This window comes from Nocardia sp. alder85J (assembly GCF_020176955.2).
In the GTDB taxonomy this organism is placed as follows: domain Bacteria; phylum Actinomycetota; class Actinomycetes; order Mycobacteriales; family Mycobacteriaceae; genus Nocardia.
Genome location: NZ_JAIUCZ020000002.1, coordinates 1,120,186 through 1,137,483, shown reverse-complemented (window position 1 = coordinate 1,137,483; position 17,298 = coordinate 1,120,186). Strand labels below are relative to the sequence as shown.

Below are 17,298 nucleotides of genomic sequence, written 5' to 3'. Positions count from 1 at the left end.
GCGGTGATTCGGGGTGGCGCTCAGTCCTTGGCCAGCGCGACGGCGGCCTCGCGCTGGAGGTCGAGGAAGGACTCCGGGCTGACGTCGATGATGACCACCTGGACGGTGCCGCCGGTGAACGCGCTCGGATTCGGCACCTGCGGCGAGACGGGGTCGCCGGTGGCGTAGCCGACGCACAGGCCCTCACCGGAGAGTCCGAACGTACCCGATTGCGCGCGCATCGGCCCGGTGGCGACCGGATGATCGTCGATGTACAGGGTGGTGGTGCCGAGGGATTCGCCGTACGGCCCGGCCTTCTCGCGGACGAACTCCATGCCGAGGGAATGTTTGCCCGACGCCGGCGCCGGGGCGACGAAATCCTGTATCGGAGCGATGCCGAGGAAGTTGTAGACGTAGTGCAGTGCGCCGCCGGCGAGGAACAGCGCGTGGCCGCCGAATCGGGAGCCCTGCGAGAAGATCACCCCCTGCGCGCCGGATTGCAGCTCGACATTGCCGATGATCTTGTAGGAGCGAGCGCGGATGTTGGCCGACACACCCTCGGGAACCGGTGCGGCATCGGGATAGTAGAGGTAGCGGGTACGCGGGGGTTCGGTCTGCGGCCGTTCCACCACCAGAATTTCCACCGCGGTCCGGTCGTCGAGCGGCAGCACGAAATTGTCGCGGGCCTCCTCGTCCCAGGCCGCGATCAGTTCCTTCAGTTTGTCCGGGTATTTGTCGGCGACATTCGCGGATTCGGAGCGGTCGGCGTCGACGTGGAACAGTTCCCACCGGTCCTGGTCGAAATGGCCCCTACCGCTGATCGGCGCGTGCAGCGCCGACGCCTTCCAGCCGTCGGCCCAGATGCCGCGGGTGCCGAGCATCGCGTAGTACTGGCGTTTGCGGGTGGTGGCGGCCTGGGCGTCGTCGAAGCTGTAGCGCATCGAAACCCCGTTCAGCGGATACTGTTTCACGCCGCGGTATTCCTTCGGCATCGGGATGCCGACCACGTCGAGGATGGTCGGCACGACGTCGACGGCGTGATGATATTGGTGGCGGATCTGCCCCTTGGCCTTGATGCCCTTGGGCCAGTGCACGACCATCGGGTCGCAGGTGCCGCCGGAGAACTGCGAGTACCGTTTGAACATCTGGAACGGTGTGGAGAATGCGGTGGCCCAGCCGGTCGGATAGTGGTTGTAGGTGTCGGGGGTGCCGAGTTTGTTCAGATACTTCATGTTCTCGGCGAGGTCGTCGGGATAGCCGTTGAAGAATTTGTTCTCGTTGACCGAGCCGTTCGGGGAGCCCTCACCGGAGGCGCCGTTGTCGGCGCAGTAGAAGACGATCGTGTTGTCCAGTTGCCCGCTGTGCTCCAGGAATTCGATGATGCGGCCCACCTGGGCGTCGGTGAATTCGGAGAAGCCGGCGTAGACCTCGGCCATCCGTGCGAACAGTTTCTTCTCGTCGGCATTGAGGGTGTTCCACGGCCGGACCGCGTCGGCGGCCAGCGCCACATCCTGTGGCAGCGGGTTGATCGGGGTCAGCGCGGTGCCCTGCGGCATGATGCCCTTGCCGATCATGCGGGCCAGCACCCAGTCCCGATAGGCCTCGTAGCCGTCGTCGAATTTGCCCTTGTACTTGTCGGCGTAGTCGGTCGGGGTGTGGTGCGGGGCGTGGTTGGCGCCGGGGCAGAACCACAGGAACCAGGGTTTGGACGGATTGCTGGAGCGCTGGTCGCGCAGCATCCGGATCGCCTTGTCGGCCAAGTCCTTCGAAAGGTGATAGCCCTGTTCCGGAGTGGCGGGCTGCTCGATGAAGTTGTTGTCCTCGACCAGGGCCGGGTACCACTGATTGGTTTCGCCGCCGAGGAAACCGTAGAAGCGGTCGAATCCCTTCTGCAACGGCCACTCCGCCCGGCTGCCGCCGCCGGACACGTCCTCCAGCGGCACGTTGTGATCCTTGCCGAGCCAGAAGGTGCTGTAGCCGTTGTCCTGCAACACCTGGCCGACGGTCGCGCACTGGGCGGGCAGCCGGCCCGCCGAGCCCGGGAATCCGGTGGTGCCCTCCGCGATCGAGGCGAAGCGGTTCACGTGGTGGTTGCGGCCGGTCAGGAAGCAGGAGCGGGTGGGGGAGCACAGGGCGGTGGTGTGCCACTGGGTGTAGGTCAGCCCGTTGTCGGCCAGGCGCTGCATGACCGGCATCTCGATACGGCCGCCGTAGGGCGACCAGGCCGCCATCCCGGTGTCGTCGTAGAGCACCACCAGGACGTTCGGGGCGCCCTCGGGGGCCTTCTTCGTCTCGAAGGGTTTCCAGTCCGGGGTGGAGTCGCGCACGTCGAGGGCGATCTTGCCGTCGAAGCCGTCGGCGATGCCGGTGCCGTAACCGGGTGGGCCGTCGGCGGCGTGGTGATCGCAGCCGGCGACCAGCGGGACCGCCGCCGCGCCCACCCCGGCGGCGGCGAGGCCGCCGAGCATCGAACGTCTCGACAATCCCCGGCGCGGGTGCCGGGAATCGGATTCCTGCGACGGGTGCTGCTCGTCATCGGACGGCGTCATGTCAGCAGGCTAGACAGCGCGCGCAGTTCCGCCGGTCCCTAACCAGATCGCCGTTATCCGAATGCCGCGAATACGTGGCGAATATGACTGCCCGGGTCGATCAGTCGGCGGTCACACAGCGGAATCCGAGATGACAGGTCGCGGTGTCCTCGGACTGGCCCTGCCGGGCGGCGGGCCGGTAACGCAGGCAGTAGTCCGGTGCGCACAGATACGAACCGCCCTTGATGACCCGCCGATCCCATCGCTCGACGCTCACCGGCTGTGGGGCGCAGCAGGCCGCGGGCCGGTCGTGATGGTCCGGACGGTAATGGTCGCGGGTCCATTCCCAGACGTTGCCCGCGATGTCGAACACTCCGTAACCGTTGGGCGGATAGCTGCCGACGGCGGTGGTGCCCGGCCGCGCGGATTGCCCTCGGCCGGGCAGGAATTCCCACGGGAACCGCCCCAGCCAGGTGTTGGCCATCCGCCGTCCGCGCGGCGCGAACTCGTCGCCCCAGGGATAGGTCGCCGCCGCCAGCCCGCCGCGCGCGGCGAATTCCCATTGCGCCTCGCTGGGCAGCGACTTGCCGGCCCACGCGGCGTAGGCGAGCGCGTCCGGATAGGCGATCTGGGTGACCGGATGCCGGGTGCGCCCGTCCAGAGTCGTGCCCGGGCCGCCGGGGTGACGCCAATTCGCCCCGGGCACATACGACCACCACTGCCACCAGTGATCCAGGGGCACCGGCCCGGCGGTGGGCCGGAAGACCAGCGCCCCCGGCACCAGCTCCGCGGGCTCGGCGTCCGGGAAATCGGCCGGATCCGGATCCCGTTCGGCCACCGTCGAATACCCGGTTTCCCGGACGAATCGATGAAAGGCCGCGTTGGTGACCGGATGCGCGTCGATCCAGAAAGGTTCCACACTCGTTTCGCGCACCGGCTGCTCCTCCGGAAAGAATTCCAGCGAACCCATGGCGAATATGCCACCGGGCACCCGCACCATGCCCTTGCGGACCGCCACCGCGTGCCCCGACCCCACCGCGAACCTCCTGCCGATCGACCGGAAAAGACAGTGCGCCGGGCCAACCTACTCCAGCGAGCGAGGCCGGCGGGCCGTTCCCGGACCGGCGTGCCGCAATGGCGTCGCCACGCGCCCCGCCGGCCCCCTCTGTCGCGACGCGCTCGAACAGCGACACGCCACTGCCGGGCGCATCGGGCCGCCGGCGGGGCCACCACGAGAACAAGAACGGTTGCGCCGCAGCAGAATCACCGCCGGGGCAGCGGGGCCGGCCGACGTGGCGGCACCCGGATCAGGCGGGGGCGCCGAACCAGCGGGGCAGGTGAGCGTTCAGATCCTGCTGGTCGTCGCCGATCCAGGCGACGTGGCCGTCGGGGCGCAGCAGGACGGCGGGGGCGTCCAGCTCCTCGGTGGCGTCGGCGACGTGGTCGACCCGGTCCGTCCAGCCGGTCACCGACAGCGTGCCGGTGCGGTCGAGCAGCAGGCCGCGGCCGGTGCGCAGCAGTTCGTAGAGGCGGCCCTGTTTCAGCGGCAGGTCGCGCAGGCGGCGGCCCAGCAGCCGGGGGCCGTCGCCGAAGTCGTAGCGGATGCCGATAGCGGTGATCTTCTCGACCAGCAGGCGGTTCACCTCCTCGATGCCCATCAGTTCGGTCAGCAGCCGCCGCACCGCCAGCGGGCCGGGCTCGGTGGCCAGCAGTGCCATCTGCGCGCGGGTGTTGTCCAGGACGGCGTCGGCCACCGGACGCCGCTCGATCTCGTAGCTGTCCAGCAGTCCGGCCGGCGCCCAGCCGGCGATCTCGGCGGCCAGCTTCCAGCCGAGGTTGAAGGCGTCCTGGATGCCGAGGTTGAGGCCCTGCCCGCCGGTCGGCGGATGGATGTGCGCGGCGTCCCCGGCGATCAGCGCCCGGCCGGACCGGTAGCGCTCGGCCAGCCGGGTGGCATCGCCGAAGCGCGACAGCCAGCGCGGGGAGTGGGCGCCGAGATCGGTGCCGGCCACCGCTTGCAGCTGTGCGCGGAACTCCTCGAAGGTGGGGGCGACCGCGCGCTCGGAGACCGGCCCGGCGGCGGGCACGATGACCCGATACATTCCGTCGGCCAATTGTCCTGCGCCGAAACGCTTCTGGGTCTTGCGAACCTCGGTCGTGACGGTGGCCAAGGTCTCCGGGTCCGCGCTCAACGCCATCTCGCCCAGCAGGGTCTCCACCCGGCTGGGTTCGCCGGGGAAGTCGATGCCGAGCAGTTTGCGGACCGTGCTGCGGCCGCCGTCGCAGCCGACCAGGTAACGCGACCGCAGCGTGCTGCCGTCGGCCAGTTCCGTGGTCACGCCCTGCTCGTCCTGGGTCACGCCGGTCACCTCGCTGCCGCGCCGGATCTCGGCGCCGAGTTCGGTGGCGTGCTCGGCGAGCAGCCGCTCGGTGATCGGCTGCGGGATGCCCAGGACGTAGCCGTGCGCGGTGTCCAGGTGCGGCGGCCACGGCATGTCGATGGCGGCGAAGAAACCGCCGCCGTCGTACCGCTTGCCGAGCGCGAGAAACCGTTCCAGCAGCCCGCGCTGATCCATCACCTCGATACTGCGCACATGCAGCCCCAGCGAGCGGACCACCGGGGTCGGCTCCGGCTCCTTGTCCAGGACGAGCGTGCGCACCCCGCGCATCCGCAATTCGGCCGCCAGCATCAGACCGGTGGGCCCGCCACCGGCGATGATCACATCGAACATGAACCGCCCCAATCCTCGTTTCCGCCACTGCACCGGCCGCCGCACAATGCGGCGCCGCACCCTCGCGAATCCACGATTTCCGCAGGTACCGGCTTCGGCGGGAGATTGTGCCGCATACCCCGGGCCTTGCGGCAAGCCCCCCGATGCGTTATATGTTGAAGTGGGGAGAGAAAACGTCCCCGATTCGGCGTGCCGCCGTCGCGGCAGTCAGCGCCAATGCAGATCCCCGAGCAGCGCGGCCTCACTGCCCCCGTCGGCGAAGACGATCTGCCCGGTCACGAAGTGGTTGTCGGCGCCGCCGAGCCAGCAGATCAGTTCGGCGATCCATTCCGGGCGCCCCGGGAATCCACCGAACGGTTGCGGCGCGGCCGTCTCGACGGCCCGCCGGATGGCGTTGTCAGCGAGAATCCATGCGGCAGCTGGAGTGTCGACCACCCCCGAGGCGACGGCGTTGAGCGCGATACCGGCGCCGGCCCAGTCGGCGGTCGGCGCGGCACGGCGCACCCAGCGATTGAGGGCGCGCTTGGCGATCCCGTAGGCGGCGTCGGTGAGCGCGGGGTTCGCGGCGAGCAGCGCGCGGGCGGCCGGTTCGTCGCCGTCGAGACAGGCCTGCACGATCCGCTCGTCCGCGGGCGCCAGCGCGGAGGTCGACGACACCACCACCGCGCGCGGCGCCGCACTGCCGGTCAGCAACGGCCGCAACCCCTCCAGGGTCGCCACCGCCCCGAAGTAGTTCGTCTCCAGCAGACCGGTGCGGCCGCCACCGGCGATCGCGAGCACCGCATCGATCGGGCCGAGCGCGCTCACCTGCTCGACCAGCGAGCGTCTGCCGTCGGCCGTGGACAGATCGGCGACCACCTCGGCCTCGTCGAGATCGCAGCCGATGACCTCCGCCCCGCGAGCCCGCAGCAATGCCGCCGTCGCCGCGCCGATCCCGGAGGCCGATCCGGTCACCACATACCTGCGCCCGGTGCGACCCGCTCCCGCTGTCATCGAAACCTCTTCCCGGCCTTGGGTACTGCTCACCCGGCGGACCGGGCGGCGGCACAGGTCCGGCGGATCGAGTCCGCGACGATCACGATGCCACAGACGGCACCGATCGTCACCGGCACCGCCTGCCGAGGTGCACCGGGCGGCCCGATGCGAGCGGGCCTGCGCCGACCGGAGTCCCGGACGGCGAAAGATGTTCGGCCACATGGTATCTGCGCCGCGTCAGGGGGATACCGCCTCCGGCGACCCCTCAGGCGCCGGCGCGGGCGACGGCTCCGGCGATCACCACGTCCAGACAGTCCCGGAACAGGTCGTCGACGGTGACGCCGGGGGTGAAGTATTCGGTGATGGCGGCGACCAGGGTGGGGTGCCGGTCGGTGAAGGTGGTCATGTCGAACTCCGCCAGGGCGGCCGGGTCCGGGCGCGGGGCCTGTTCCTCGAGGACGTGGCCGACGGTGAACCGCTGCACCGTCAGCACGATGACCCGGGCCTGCCGCAGCGGCACCCCGCGCTCGGCGAGGGTGCGCATGGACAGGTCGGACAGTTCGGCCATCTTCAGCGACAGCTGGGAGGCTGACAGCACGCGGGCACCGTCGGGGTGCGCCAGCAGGGCGTGGCGCAGCCGCTCGGCGAGGCCGGCCAGCCAGTCCTGCCAGGGTTGTTCCGGCGCGGGCGGGGCGGATTCGCCGAACTCCTGGCCGAGGATCGCTTCGGCGAGCGCGGTGATCAGGGCCGCCTTGTTGGGCAGGTGCCAGTAGAGGGTCGGCTGTTGCACGCCGAGGCGGGCCGCCAGTTTGCGCAGCGTGACGCCGTCGAGTCCCTCGGCGTCGAGCAGGGCGACCGCCTCGGCGACGATCCGTTCTCGGTCCAATGCCAAAATCCGCACCTCCACGGGCAGTCTATCAGTGATAGAGTTCTCTCTATCACTGATAGAGACGCGGCGGCGGGAGTCGTCGCACCGCACAGGAGAACAGCTATGACACAAGGACATTCGATGCTGGAGCGGCTGCACCGGGCGACCCACCGGGTGCCCGGGGTGCCGGAGCACACCGAGCACGGTCCCGGACATCAGGGCACGGCCCGGCACGGCCGGTCACCACGACCGAGCGGCGGTCACCGGGCGCGGCACGAGCGGTGGAACCACACACCCGCGCGGCCGCCGCGCATCCTGGTGGGCTGGCAGCACCGGATCGCGGCCTTCTTCGGGCAGGCGATGCGGTGAAGGCGGCGGTCCTGCACGAGCTCGGCGGGGTGCCCCGCTACGAGGACTTCCCCGATCCGGTGGCCGGCGCGGGGGAGGTGATCATCGAGGTGAAGGCCGTCGCCGTGGAGAATGTCGACCGGATGATCACCGCCGGAACGCATTACGCGAGTGCGGCCTTCGCCGGGCAGTTCCCGATGATCCCGGCCTTCGACGGTGTGGGCACGCTACCGGACGGCACCCTGGTCGGCTTCGGCAACCCGCGCGCACCCTACGGCGCCCTCGCCGAGCGGACCGTGGTGTCCGACCAGGGATATGCCCCGATTCCCGACGGTCTCGATCCGGCGGTCGCGACGGTGCTGGCCACGGCCGTGACCGGCCTGTCGATCAGTACCGCCGCCGGTTTCGCACCCGGGGAGACCGTCCTGATCCAGGGCGCCACCGGGGCGGCTGGCGGTCCAGGTCGCACGCCTGCTGGGTGCCGGGCGGATCGTGGCGACCGGGCGCGACCCGGCCAAGCTGGCGGAGGTGCGCGCACTCGGCGCCGACACGGTCATCGACACGGCGGTCTCCGATGCGGAGCTGGCCCGCGCGTTCACCGCGGCCCGCGGTACCGGATACGACGTGGTGCTGGACTATCTGTGGGGGCGGCCCACCGAGATCCTCTTGCGCACACTGGTTCCGGATTCGTTCACCTTCGCGCCCCCGACCCGGCTGGTCCAGGTCGGTGAGGCGGCCGGGCCCGGCCTCACCGTCACCGCCGCGAGCCTGCGCACCTCCGGGGTCGAGATCTACGGCGCCGCGAAGGGTTCGAATGCGGAAACGATGGCCGAGGGGTACGGCCGGATCGTGGACTGGGCCCGATCGGGGCAGCTGGTCGCCGAACTCGACCGGGTGCCGCTGAGCGATATCGAGAATGCTTGGCGGAGAACCGATTCCACCGGCCGCAGGCTGGTCGTCACACCCTGAGCGGCGAGCGTCACCGGGCCCGGGCGGCGGCCAGGGCGATGCCCACGTAGCGTTCGGCCAGTTCGTGCGGGCCCAGCGGGCCGTCGGGCTGATACCAGCGCGCGATCGACTGGCACATACCGAGCAGGGCGCGAGCGGTCTCGTCGGGGTGTGCGGCGTCGAAGGTGCCGTCGGCGACCCCCACGGTCAGCACGTCGTACAGCACCGTCTCGATCTCCTTGCGGCGGGCGGCGTAACGCTTGCGATTGTCGGGGGACAGGTGGCGCAGTTCCAGATCCAGTGCGGCCAGCCGGGTCCGGTACGTGGTGTGCAGCACCAGCGCCTCGATCACGTTCGCGAACTGTTCCCGGGAGCCGGAACCGGTCGCCGCGGCGGCGCGCACCCGCCCGGCGGCCTCCCCGGTGCCGAGTTCGAGCAGGGTGACGAAGGCGCCTTCCTTGCTCTCGTGGTGATAGTACAGCGAGGGCACGGTCAGCCCGACCCGGCGGGCGATGTCGCGGACCGTGGTGCCGTGGAAACCGTTCTCGTAGAAGGCGTCCAGCGCCGCGGTCAGCAGCGGGGTCAGTTCCAGCGGCTCGTAGCGCCGCCAGTCGGCGGGGGTCTCGGCGGCGGATTCGTGCGTGGCCATCAGACACCGGACAGTAGCCCGCATATAGCGAGCGTTAGATAGTTTGTGACCCATCTCTCGAAGACCACGACATTTCTTGACCCTCCGGGCTTATCTAGCGATCGTTAGATCACCGTCGGCGTGTTGCCGGCCCACGAGGAGGAGTCCATGACCACCGCTGTCATCGTCGATGCCGTGCGCACGCCGTCCGGTAAGGGCAAGCCGGGCGGGCAACTGTCCGGTATCCATCCGGCCGCGCTGTTGTCGCAGGTCCTGAGCGCGCTGGTGACCCGCACCGGTATCGACCCGGGGCTGGTCGACGACGTTATCGGCGGCTGTGTCGGCCAGGCCGGCGAGCAGGCGCTGAACATCGCGCGCAGCGCCGTCCTCGGCGCCGGATTCCCCGAGCACGTGCCGGCCACCACGGTGGACCGGCAGTGCGGCTCCAGCCAGCAGGCGGCGCATTTCGCGGCCCAGGGCGTGATCGCGGGCGCCTACGACGTGGTGATCGCGTGCGGGGTGGAGTCGATGAGCCGGGTGCCGATGGGCACCGCGACCCTGGGCGCCGACGCCAACGGCCCGGCGGTCGCGGCCCGCTACCCCGAGGGTCTGGTCAACCAGGGCATCTCGGCGGAGTTGCTGGCGTCGCGCTGGAAGCTGGACCGCGACACCCTCGACGAGTACTCGGCCCGGTCGCACGCGCGAGCCGCGGCCACCGCCGCCGCCGGTGGTTTCGATGCCGAGATCCTGCCGATCGAGGTCGACGGCGTGGCCCGCACGACCGACGAGACGGTCCGCGCGAGCACCACCGCCGCCGGGCTGGCCGGGCTGCGGCCGTCCTTCCGGGACGAGGCGCTGGGCGCGCGTTTCCCCGAGATCGAGTGGCGGATCACCCCCGGCAACTCCTCCCCGCTGACCGACGGCGCCGCCGCGGTGCTGATCATGAGCGAGGAGAAGGCCGCCGCGCTGGGTCTGCGGCCGCGGGCCCGGTTCCACACCTTCGCCGTCACCGGTAGCGATCCGATGCTGATGCTCGACGGCGTGATCCCCGCCACCCGGCGCGCCCTGGACCGCTCCGGCCTGCGCATCGACGACCTCGACGCCTACGAGGTGAACGAGGCGTTCGCCCCGGTCCCCCTGCTGTGGCAGCGCGAATTCGGCGCCGACCCCGAGCGGCTGAACCCGCGCGGCGGCGCGATCGCCCTGGGCCATCCGCTCGGCGCCTCGGGTGCGCGACTGCTCACCACCCTGCTCAACCACCTGGAGGCCACCGGCGGTCGCTACGGCTTGCAGACCATGTGCGAGGGTGCGGGCATGTCCAACGCCACCATCATCGAACGGCTCTGAGCCACCCGGTAGTCACCGGCCCCAGCGACCGGTTCACCGACTGCCGCACTCGCTACCGGTGGGTGCGGCCGCGGTGGTGCCGGTTGCTGCGGCGACCTGCTCGGACAGCCGAATGCCGATGGCCGCATGCGATCGGCGCGGCGGTGCCCGGCGTCGCTCCGGTACCCACCCGGTGATCGGTACCGCCGCCGGGCCTGCCGTCGGCATGGGCCGCCCGAATCCCGTTGCCGCGGCGGCAAATCCGGGCCTCCGCTGCGACGTTCCGGCCGGCACGACGGGTCGTGCGCCGGTTGCCGTGCGAACGATTCCTGTTGCCGTGGTTGCTCGGCTGTCGGTCGCGATGACGGCCCGACTGCCACGCCGCAGCTGAATGTGGTTGGCGTTCAGCCCGGTTGGAAGAAGGCGAGCAGGCGGCGGGCGGCGTCCGGGGCGGCCAGGGTCTGCTGCATCCGGGCGGATTGCCGGGCGACGGCGCCGGTGCGGTCGAACATCTCGCGTTCGTGGCCGGCGACGGCGGTGCGGACGTCGTGCGGGTGCTCGGCCAGGGCGAGGCCGAGCAGGGCGCCGTCGAGCAGGGCCTGGTTCGCGCCGTGGCCGACCGGCGGCATCAGGTGCGCGGCGTCGCCGATCAGGGTGACTCCCGGCTGCGACGGCCAGGTCAGGCCGGGCGGGAGCGCCTCGAGCGACCTGCGCGCGATGGTGTCGTCGCAGGCGGTGATCAGGGCGGTGCATCGGGGGTCCCAGTCGGCGAACAGGTCGAGCAGCCTGGTCCGGGCCGCGGCCGGGTCGTGGAAGGGGATCGCGCTGGTGGCGAACCAGTCCGGGTCGGAGTCGTGGAAGCCCAGGTAGACGCGGATACGGCCGTCGCCGTTGCGTTGCGCGGTCAGGGTGCGGCCGTCGCCGAGGACCCAGTAGTTGCCGCGGCCGACCATCGCCGCGAGGGCGGGGTGGGTGCGGTCGGCTTCGGGGATGCCGAGTTCGACGACGTGCTGGCCGAGGGGCGCCGGGCGGGCGGTGGTGAGCAGCGCGCGGACCCGGGAGTCGGCGCCGTCCGCGCCGACCAGCAGGTCGTAGGCCGCGGTGCCGCCGTCGGTGAAGTGGAGCAGGCCGTCGCCGGCCCGGTCGATGCGGCGGTCCCACCGCACGGTGGGTGCGGGCAGCGAGTCCAGCAGCAGGGCGCGCAGGTCGGCGCGGTCGACCTCGGGTCGCCCGAGCGGGGCGTCGTCGGGGGTGTCCTCCTGGAGCAGCAGGGTGCCGTCGGGTTCGAGCAGCCGCATGTCCTGGCCCGCGGCGCGGGCGACGGCGTGGAATTCGTCGATCAGGCCCGCGATGCGCAGCGCGCGCTGACCGGTGTGGGTGTCCAGGTCGAGCATTCCGCCCTGGCCGCGGGCGTCGCGCGAGGCGTCCCGTTCGTAGACGACGGCGTCGATGTCGTGCAGGTGCAGGACCCGGGCGAGGGTCAGGCCGGCGAGGCCCGCGCCGGCGATGGTGACGGTCACGGCCGGTTCACCGCCGCAGCCGGGGGGCGAGCGCGGCACGGACGGCCGTGGTGACGGTGTTCGCGGCCGGTTCGGCGGGTTCGGGTTCCAGCAGGCGGCGGATCTGCTGCAACACCTCGCCGGTCGCGCGCCACAGCGGGACGAACAGACCCGCGACCGGCCCGTTGCCGTGGATCGGGCCGTCGGACAGCGCGGTGACCTGCCGGGCGAGGTCGACGGTGGCCGGGTCCCGCAGGACGATGTGCACCTCGTCGCCGGTCAGCCGGATCTCCATCCGGCGGCCGGCGGCCTCCTCCGGGTTCGCGTCGGTGGTCGTCTCCGGGTCCAGGTCGTCGAGTGCGGCGGCGACGGCGTCCGGATCGATCCCGAGTTCGCGCAGCGCCCGCGCGGCCATGCTGTTCTCGGCGCGCAGCATCGCCTCGAGCAGGTGGTGGCTGCCGACGGGTGCGCCGCCGGCCAGCGCGGTGGCGGTGGCGACGGCGTCGCGGATGGCCGGTGTGCCGGTCGGCCACGAACCGGCCGCCGCGGTGTCCGGCAGGTCCGGCGATTCGGCCAGTACGGCGGCGCGGATGCGGCCGATCGGCTCGATTCGCGCGGCCAGTGCCTTCGCACCGACGCCCGCACCCTCGGTGACCAGGGCGAGCAGGAGGTGTTCGGTCCCGATGTGGGTGTGGTGCAGCTGTGCCGCCTCGCGGACCGCCAGATCCAGGGTCTTCTTCGCGCGCGGGGTGAACGGGATGTGGCCGACGGGCTTCGCGGTGCCGGGCTCGACCAGCGCGGCGATCTCGGCCAGCGCCGCCTCCTTGTCGTAGCCGAGCCGGTGCAGCGCCTCCGCGGCGGTGCCGTCGGGCACGTCGAGCAGCCCCAGCAGCAGATGTTCGGTGCCGATGTAGTTGTGCCCGAGGTGTCGCGCCGCCTCCTGGGCGCGGACGACGACCTGCCGGGCTTTGACCGTGAATCTCTCGAATGGCATGTTCCCATGGTCGCAACCCTGTCAATACACTGTTATAGACAGGGTGACCGTAGTGAAGGGAGGGTGCGATGGAGTCACCGTCGGACTGGGAGGACCGGCTCGCGCGCTGGCAGGACGAGTTGGCGCTGTTCGAGCAGCTGGACGAGGCGCCCTGGGTCACGCTGACCCGGGCGGAGACCGAGACCGGCGTGTCACGCTCGGCCCTGCGGTCCTGGTATCGCAACGGCGAGATCCGATCCCGGCTGGTGGACGGCCCGAACGGGCCACAGCGGCTGGTGCGGCTGGACGCGGTGATCGAGCGCGCCGCCGCCTCGCCGCGCATTCAGCGCCGGGCGGAACGGGAGGTCGGCCTGGAGGCGCAGGTGGCGCTGCTGCGGCATCGGGTCGACCAGCTCGAGTTGCGGCTGGCCGCGCTGGAACGGAAGTAGGCGCCCGGTCCCGGTCCGGCCGGAATGTCGGTACCGTGTGCGACCCTTCGGACAGCCCTACCCACGGCCGGAGGAGATCGACATGGCCGCCACCGAGGACAGCCCCGAGGTCCGACTCGTCACCCATTGCCGCCGCTGCCACGGCTGGCTCGTCTCGGCGGCTTCGGTCGCCGAGGGTATCGGGCCCACCTGCGCCGTGCGCGAGCGCGCCGAACAACGCGCGGCCGCCCGCGCGGAACTGACCCTGTTCGACATCGCCGCCTGAATCGTCGCGCGGCGGAACGCTTCCCGGCCACGCACGGCCGCCACCGGCGAGGCCCGCGGCGGATCCGCACGGGGTCCGTCCGGACCGGCGACGTCCCGCACCGGAACCGCGGTGTCGTGAAATGGGCTGCGCGAGGGGGTTTCGGCCGGAACCTCGGGAATGCCGATACCGGCAACACAGTGGCGACGTCGACCGGGGTGCGCGAGTAGTGGACGTCGGTGCATCGAATCACACTGCTGTGATGCACAATTGACCCCACCCGGAGCGCGCTGGGCAGATCGGCGCTCCGGCACCGGATTTGCTGCGTTTTCGAAGGATGATCGATGAGGACCGTCACCAGGCTGTCGTTGAGTGTGCTGGCGGTCGCCGCACTGCTGTCCGGCTGTAAATCGAGCACGACACCCGTGAGTGCACCCGTGAGCGGCGGCGCTCCGGCGGGGTCCAGCCAGCAGGGGCCGATGAGCCCCGGCGATGCCGGGCAGTTGCTGGCCACGCTGCCCGTCAAGGCCGGCGTCGGAATGGCCGGATACAGCCGCGACAAGTTCGGCACGGCGTGGACCGACGACAACGACGCCCCCGGCGGGCACAACAAGTGCGACACCCGCAACGACATCCTGCGGCGGGATCTCACCGACGTCGCGCCCGCCGCCGGCTGCCAGATCCAGTCCGGCACCCTGCACGATCCGTACACCGGCAAGACGATCGGCTTCGAGCGCGGGCCGAAGAGCACCACCGTGCAGATCGACCACATGGTTCCCCTCGGTGATGCCTGGGAGACCGGCGCGCAGCAGTTGAGCGTGGCGCAGCGCACGTCCCTGGCCAACGATCCGCGCAATCTGATGGCGGTCGACGGCCCGACCAACGAGGCCAAGGGCGACGGCGACGCCGCGGAGTGGCTGCCGCCGGTGGCGTCGTTCCGCTGCGTCTACGTCGAACATCAGATCCAGGTGAAGTCGATCTACGGCCTGTGGGTGACGCAGGCCGAGCGCGACGCGATGGACCACATCCTGCACAGCTGCTGAGCCGGACCGGCCGCCGGGCACAGCCACGGCCCGCGTGGCGGTCCCGGCCGCCCGTCCGAACCCGCCACCACTGGGAATGCCGGTCCCGGAACGGTTTTCGCGTGCCCCGTGCGAAGATCGAATTCGGGTCCGATACGGGAGTGGGCATGAGTCACGATTCGGGTAGTGGGAATTCCACGGGCAGTGGTGCGCCGGTGGGGCCGGTGGCGACGTCGGGGAGCGGCCCGGCCCCGCTGTACGTCGATCCGGCCGAGCTGGCGACGCCGACCAAGGCGATCACCGCCGCCGGCACCCATCTGAGCACGCTGGAGCTGCAACTGGGCCTACTGCTGGTGGCGGAGACGGTGGACACCGTGCTGTCGGATACGGGCCCCTTCGGCGACTCCGCGGTGCAGTCGGCGTGGCATTCGTTCCACACGGCGTGGATGGCCGAGACCAAGGTGTCGGCGGGCGCGGTGACGGAGGCCGCGAAACTCGTCTCCGACAGCGCCGCCTCGTATCAGGAGGGCGATACGACCGGCGGCCGGGTCGTCGGCAGCGTGTCCGGCGGCTGAGCAGCGACGATGGGCAAGGCCGACAAGCCCCGCGACCCCACCGCGAGCGCACCGGCGGCAGAGCCGGACCCCTCGCTGCTCCGGTCGCCGCATGCCAAGGCTCTGCACATCGCCTTGGAAGCGCTGGACACGCTGCGGTCCCATCCGCAATTGGTGCAATGGTTTCCGAAGCTCGGCCGGTTCGCGCTCGACACGGCGCTGGGCATTCCCGGTCCCGACGGTGATCCCGCCGTCATCGCGGATATCGCGCACCGATACGCCGAGGCCTCGCACGTCAATGTCGCTGTGGTCGAGGATCTGTCGGTGATCTCGTCGTCCTCGTTGCCCGCGGCCTGGCGCGGCCGCGCGGGCGAGACGGCCGGCCAGGCGATCGGCGGTCTGATCGGCCAGGTGTCGGAGGCCTACCAGACCTATGAGCAGGGAGCCTTCGCGCTGGGCACTTTCGCGACGAAGCTGACGACCGCCAAGAACAGGGACAGTGCCGGGGCCGAGCAGTTGCGGATTGCGCGGCAGCATGCGAACGGGTCACCGTCGCAGCAGCAGTGGGTGACGATCCTCTCCGATGCCGCGACCGGTTGTCACACGCGGCTCACCGCGGCGGTGCTGCGCGACGGCGCCGCCGACGATCTGAACACCCTGCTGGGCCAACTGACGGCGAATGCACGGGCCCACACCATCAATTCGCCCGGGATAGATCCGCTGACGGCGGTTCTGCTGTCCTACACCGGGGACGTCGGTGCCTCCGCCTATGCGCCGAACCAGATACTCACTCCCGCACAGTTGCAGCGGGCCTCGCAATTGCTCGACTCGATGTCGGCGGCGGATCGAGCGGCATTCGAGTCGATGCTGGCCGGCGCCCGATCGCCGCAGGAGGCCGCCTACCTGTGGAAGGCGCTGGCGGCCGGCTATTCGGTGAAACAGCTCGGCCGGTTCGACACTGTGATCCGTCCGCACGGCAACGATCCCAGCTGGCTGTCGAATCACCTGAATCCTCATCTCGGCAGCCAGGATCCGCTGGTGGGACCGGACGGCAAGTACACCCCCGGCTATCGGGGGCAGACCGGGACCACCACTCCCGATCGCGGCAAGCCCGGCTGGGTGTACAACTGGGATTTCTACAGCCAGCGTGATGTGCCCGATTGTGTTGCCGCGTCCACGGTGATGGCGAGGGCGCAGAGCGATCCCGTCTACATGCTGGGTCTGACCACCGGGCAGGGACCGATGGGCGGATCGCATCCCGGTGACGACCGGCCCGCTACGGTGGCACAGCGAGTGCAGGACGCGTATCGGGGGAATTACGATGCCTCGGGCAAGGATCCGGCCCAGAATGCGAAGGTCCTGTTGAATTCGACGACCGGCAATACGTACACCACCGTGTCGACGGGCACCGCCGCGTCTCGGCAATCGGTGCTCCCGCAGGTGGAAGCGGCGCTCGATCAGGGCAAACCCGTGCCGGTCGACGTGGTGGATCCCGGCAGCACCTCCGCACACCAGATGATGATCATCGCGGCACAGGGTGACGACCTGGAGATCTACAACCCGTGGGGTTACACCGAATGGGTGACGAAGGAGCAATTCGTGAACGGCCAACTCGGTGATCTGACCGGAAAGTCACCCACCGACGGCCTGCCCACCGCCTATCAGGTGCTGCTACCGCAATGACAGTTCCGCACCGCCCCGACGACGAACTGTGGGACCTGGACGTCGGGCAGGCGCTGCGGGCCGGGCTCGGCGACGACGAGCGGGCGCGGATGTTCCTGTTCGGCGATGCGGCGATCGCCGCCGCTCGCGATGCCGAGGATTTCGGGATCGCGCCGTATTCGATGCTGTTCCTGTCCGGGTGTGTGCGCAGTATGGGCCTGGCCGCGGCGCTGGAGTTGCCGGAGCCGGTGATCGGGGACGAGGCGGTGATCGTGGTGCGGTCCTGGATGATCGCCGCGCACACGGCCGCCGGTGCGGATCTGAGCCGCGAATTCCGGTTCGCCCAGTGGCTGGAGGCGGTCGGCATGCTGATGTCGGCCCGGCGCCGGGCCCAGGACGAGGCGGCGGGCGAGAGCGCCGAGATAGCCCGCGCCGAGGATGGCGATCCGGTGAACGGTGCCGGGGAACCGGGAAGCGGTGGCGACGGTCCCGGCGGTGACGACCGGCAGTCCGGCGGCGGCTGACAGGCGGCGCGGTCCGACCCGGCCCGATGCACCGCTCCG

Annotated in this window: 17 protein-coding genes; 9 read left to right on the top strand and 8 right to left on the bottom strand. The window is 70.7% G+C overall.

What is annotated here, in order from left to right; translation table 11 throughout:
* Window positions 1-20: 20 nt before the first annotated feature.
* The 5 genes from LBW94_RS11295 to LBW94_RS11275 form a co-directional block, all read right to left on the bottom strand.
* Window positions 21-2,528, bottom strand: coding sequence for an arylsulfatase (locus tag LBW94_RS11295; RefSeq protein ID WP_416276863.1), 2,508 nt, complete (start codon window positions 2,526-2,528; stop codon window positions 21-23).
* Window positions 2,529-2,628: 100 nt separating this feature from the next.
* Window positions 2,629-3,507, bottom strand: coding sequence for a formylglycine-generating enzyme family protein (locus LBW94_RS11290; RefSeq protein ID WP_225053871.1), 879 nt, complete (start codon window positions 3,505-3,507; stop codon window positions 2,629-2,631).
* Between the two features lie 307 nt (window positions 3,508-3,814).
* Window positions 3,815-5,239 carry a rifampin monooxygenase gene (gene rox / locus LBW94_RS11285; RefSeq protein WP_225053733.1) on the bottom strand — a complete coding sequence of 475 codons (1,425 nt, stop codon included), beginning with the start codon at window positions 5,237-5,239 and terminating at the stop codon, window positions 3,815-3,817.
* 207 nt (window positions 5,240-5,446) lie between these two features.
* A complete protein-coding gene (locus LBW94_RS11280; protein WP_225053732.1) occupies window positions 5,447-6,232 on the bottom strand; it encodes an SDR family oxidoreductase in 786 nt (261 codons plus the stop codon).
* Window positions 6,233-6,479: 247 nt separating this feature from the next.
* Window positions 6,480-7,115: a TetR/AcrR family transcriptional regulator C-terminal domain-containing protein gene (locus LBW94_RS11275; protein ID WP_225053730.1), complete on the bottom strand. Its 636-nt coding sequence runs from the start codon at window positions 7,113-7,115 to the stop codon at window positions 6,480-6,482.
* 90 nt (window positions 7,116-7,205) lie between these two features.
* Between LBW94_RS11275 and LBW94_RS11270 the strand changes: the two genes are divergently transcribed.
* Window positions 7,206-7,451: a hypothetical protein gene (locus tag LBW94_RS11270; RefSeq protein WP_225053729.1), complete on the top strand. Its 246-nt coding sequence runs from the start codon at window positions 7,206-7,208 to the stop codon at window positions 7,449-7,451.
* Between the two features lie 471 nt (window positions 7,452-7,922).
* On the top strand, window positions 7,923-8,399 hold the full coding sequence (locus LBW94_RS11265; protein ID WP_266270576.1) for a zinc-binding dehydrogenase: 477 nt from the start codon (window positions 7,923-7,925) through the stop codon (window positions 8,397-8,399).
* A 10-nt stretch (window positions 8,400-8,409) separates the two neighbouring features.
* Here LBW94_RS11265 and LBW94_RS11260 read toward each other — a convergent pair whose 3' ends face one another.
* The gene (locus LBW94_RS11260) at window positions 8,410-9,027 is read right to left on the bottom strand and encodes a TetR/AcrR family transcriptional regulator (protein ID WP_225053727.1); all 618 of its coding nucleotides are present in this window, start codon (window positions 9,025-9,027) and stop codon (window positions 8,410-8,412) included.
* A gap of 147 nt (window positions 9,028-9,174) precedes the next feature.
* On the opposite strand from LBW94_RS11260, the gene LBW94_RS11255 reads away from it, so the two are divergent.
* Window positions 9,175-10,353, top strand: a complete 1,179-nt coding sequence (locus LBW94_RS11255; RefSeq protein WP_225053726.1) for a thiolase family protein — start codon at window positions 9,175-9,177, stop codon at window positions 10,351-10,353.
* 383 nt (window positions 10,354-10,736) lie between these two features.
* On the opposite strand, the gene LBW94_RS11250 is transcribed toward LBW94_RS11255, so the two are convergent.
* Both LBW94_RS11250 and LBW94_RS11245 read right to left on the bottom strand, forming a co-directional pair.
* The gene (locus tag LBW94_RS11250) at window positions 10,737-11,852 is read right to left on the bottom strand and encodes an FAD-dependent oxidoreductase (RefSeq protein WP_225053724.1); all 1,116 of its coding nucleotides are present in this window, start codon (window positions 11,850-11,852) and stop codon (window positions 10,737-10,739) included.
* A gap of 7 nt (window positions 11,853-11,859) precedes the next feature.
* Entirely contained in the window at window positions 11,860-12,825 is a 966-nt protein-coding gene (locus LBW94_RS11245) for a Clp protease N-terminal domain-containing protein (RefSeq protein ID WP_225053722.1), read from the bottom strand.
* Between the two features lie 68 nt (window positions 12,826-12,893).
* Here LBW94_RS11245 and LBW94_RS11240 point away from each other — a divergent pair, with 68 nt between their 5' ends.
* The 6 genes from LBW94_RS11240 to LBW94_RS11215 all read left to right on the top strand — a co-directional run bounded on the left by LBW94_RS11240 (window position 12,894) and on the right by LBW94_RS11215 (window position 17,259).
* The gene (locus tag LBW94_RS11240) at window positions 12,894-13,253 is read left to right on the top strand and encodes a hypothetical protein (protein WP_225053721.1); all 360 of its coding nucleotides are present in this window, start codon (window positions 12,894-12,896) and stop codon (window positions 13,251-13,253) included.
* A gap of 82 nt (window positions 13,254-13,335) precedes the next feature.
* Window positions 13,336-13,518 carry a DUF6011 domain-containing protein gene (locus tag LBW94_RS11235; RefSeq protein ID WP_225053719.1) on the top strand — a complete coding sequence of 61 codons (183 nt, stop codon included), beginning with the start codon at window positions 13,336-13,338 and terminating at the stop codon, window positions 13,516-13,518.
* Between the two features lie 323 nt (window positions 13,519-13,841).
* On the top strand, window positions 13,842-14,540 hold the full coding sequence (locus LBW94_RS11230; RefSeq protein WP_225053718.1) for an HNH endonuclease family protein: 699 nt from the start codon (window positions 13,842-13,844) through the stop codon (window positions 14,538-14,540).
* A 146-nt stretch (window positions 14,541-14,686) separates the two neighbouring features.
* Window positions 14,687-15,094, top strand: a complete 408-nt coding sequence (locus LBW94_RS11225) for a hypothetical protein (protein ID WP_225053716.1) — start codon at window positions 14,687-14,689, stop codon at window positions 15,092-15,094.
* A 9-nt stretch (window positions 15,095-15,103) separates the two neighbouring features.
* Window positions 15,104-16,756: a hypothetical protein gene (locus LBW94_RS11220; RefSeq protein ID WP_225053715.1), complete on the top strand. Its 1,653-nt coding sequence runs from the start codon at window positions 15,104-15,106 to the stop codon at window positions 16,754-16,756.
* Complete coding sequence (locus tag LBW94_RS11215) at window positions 16,753-17,259, top strand: hypothetical protein (RefSeq protein WP_225053713.1); 507 nt, start codon at window positions 16,753-16,755, stop codon at window positions 17,257-17,259. The genes LBW94_RS11220 and LBW94_RS11215 overlap by 4 nt, the downstream gene beginning before the upstream one ends.
* Window positions 17,260-17,298 lie beyond the last annotated feature (39 nt).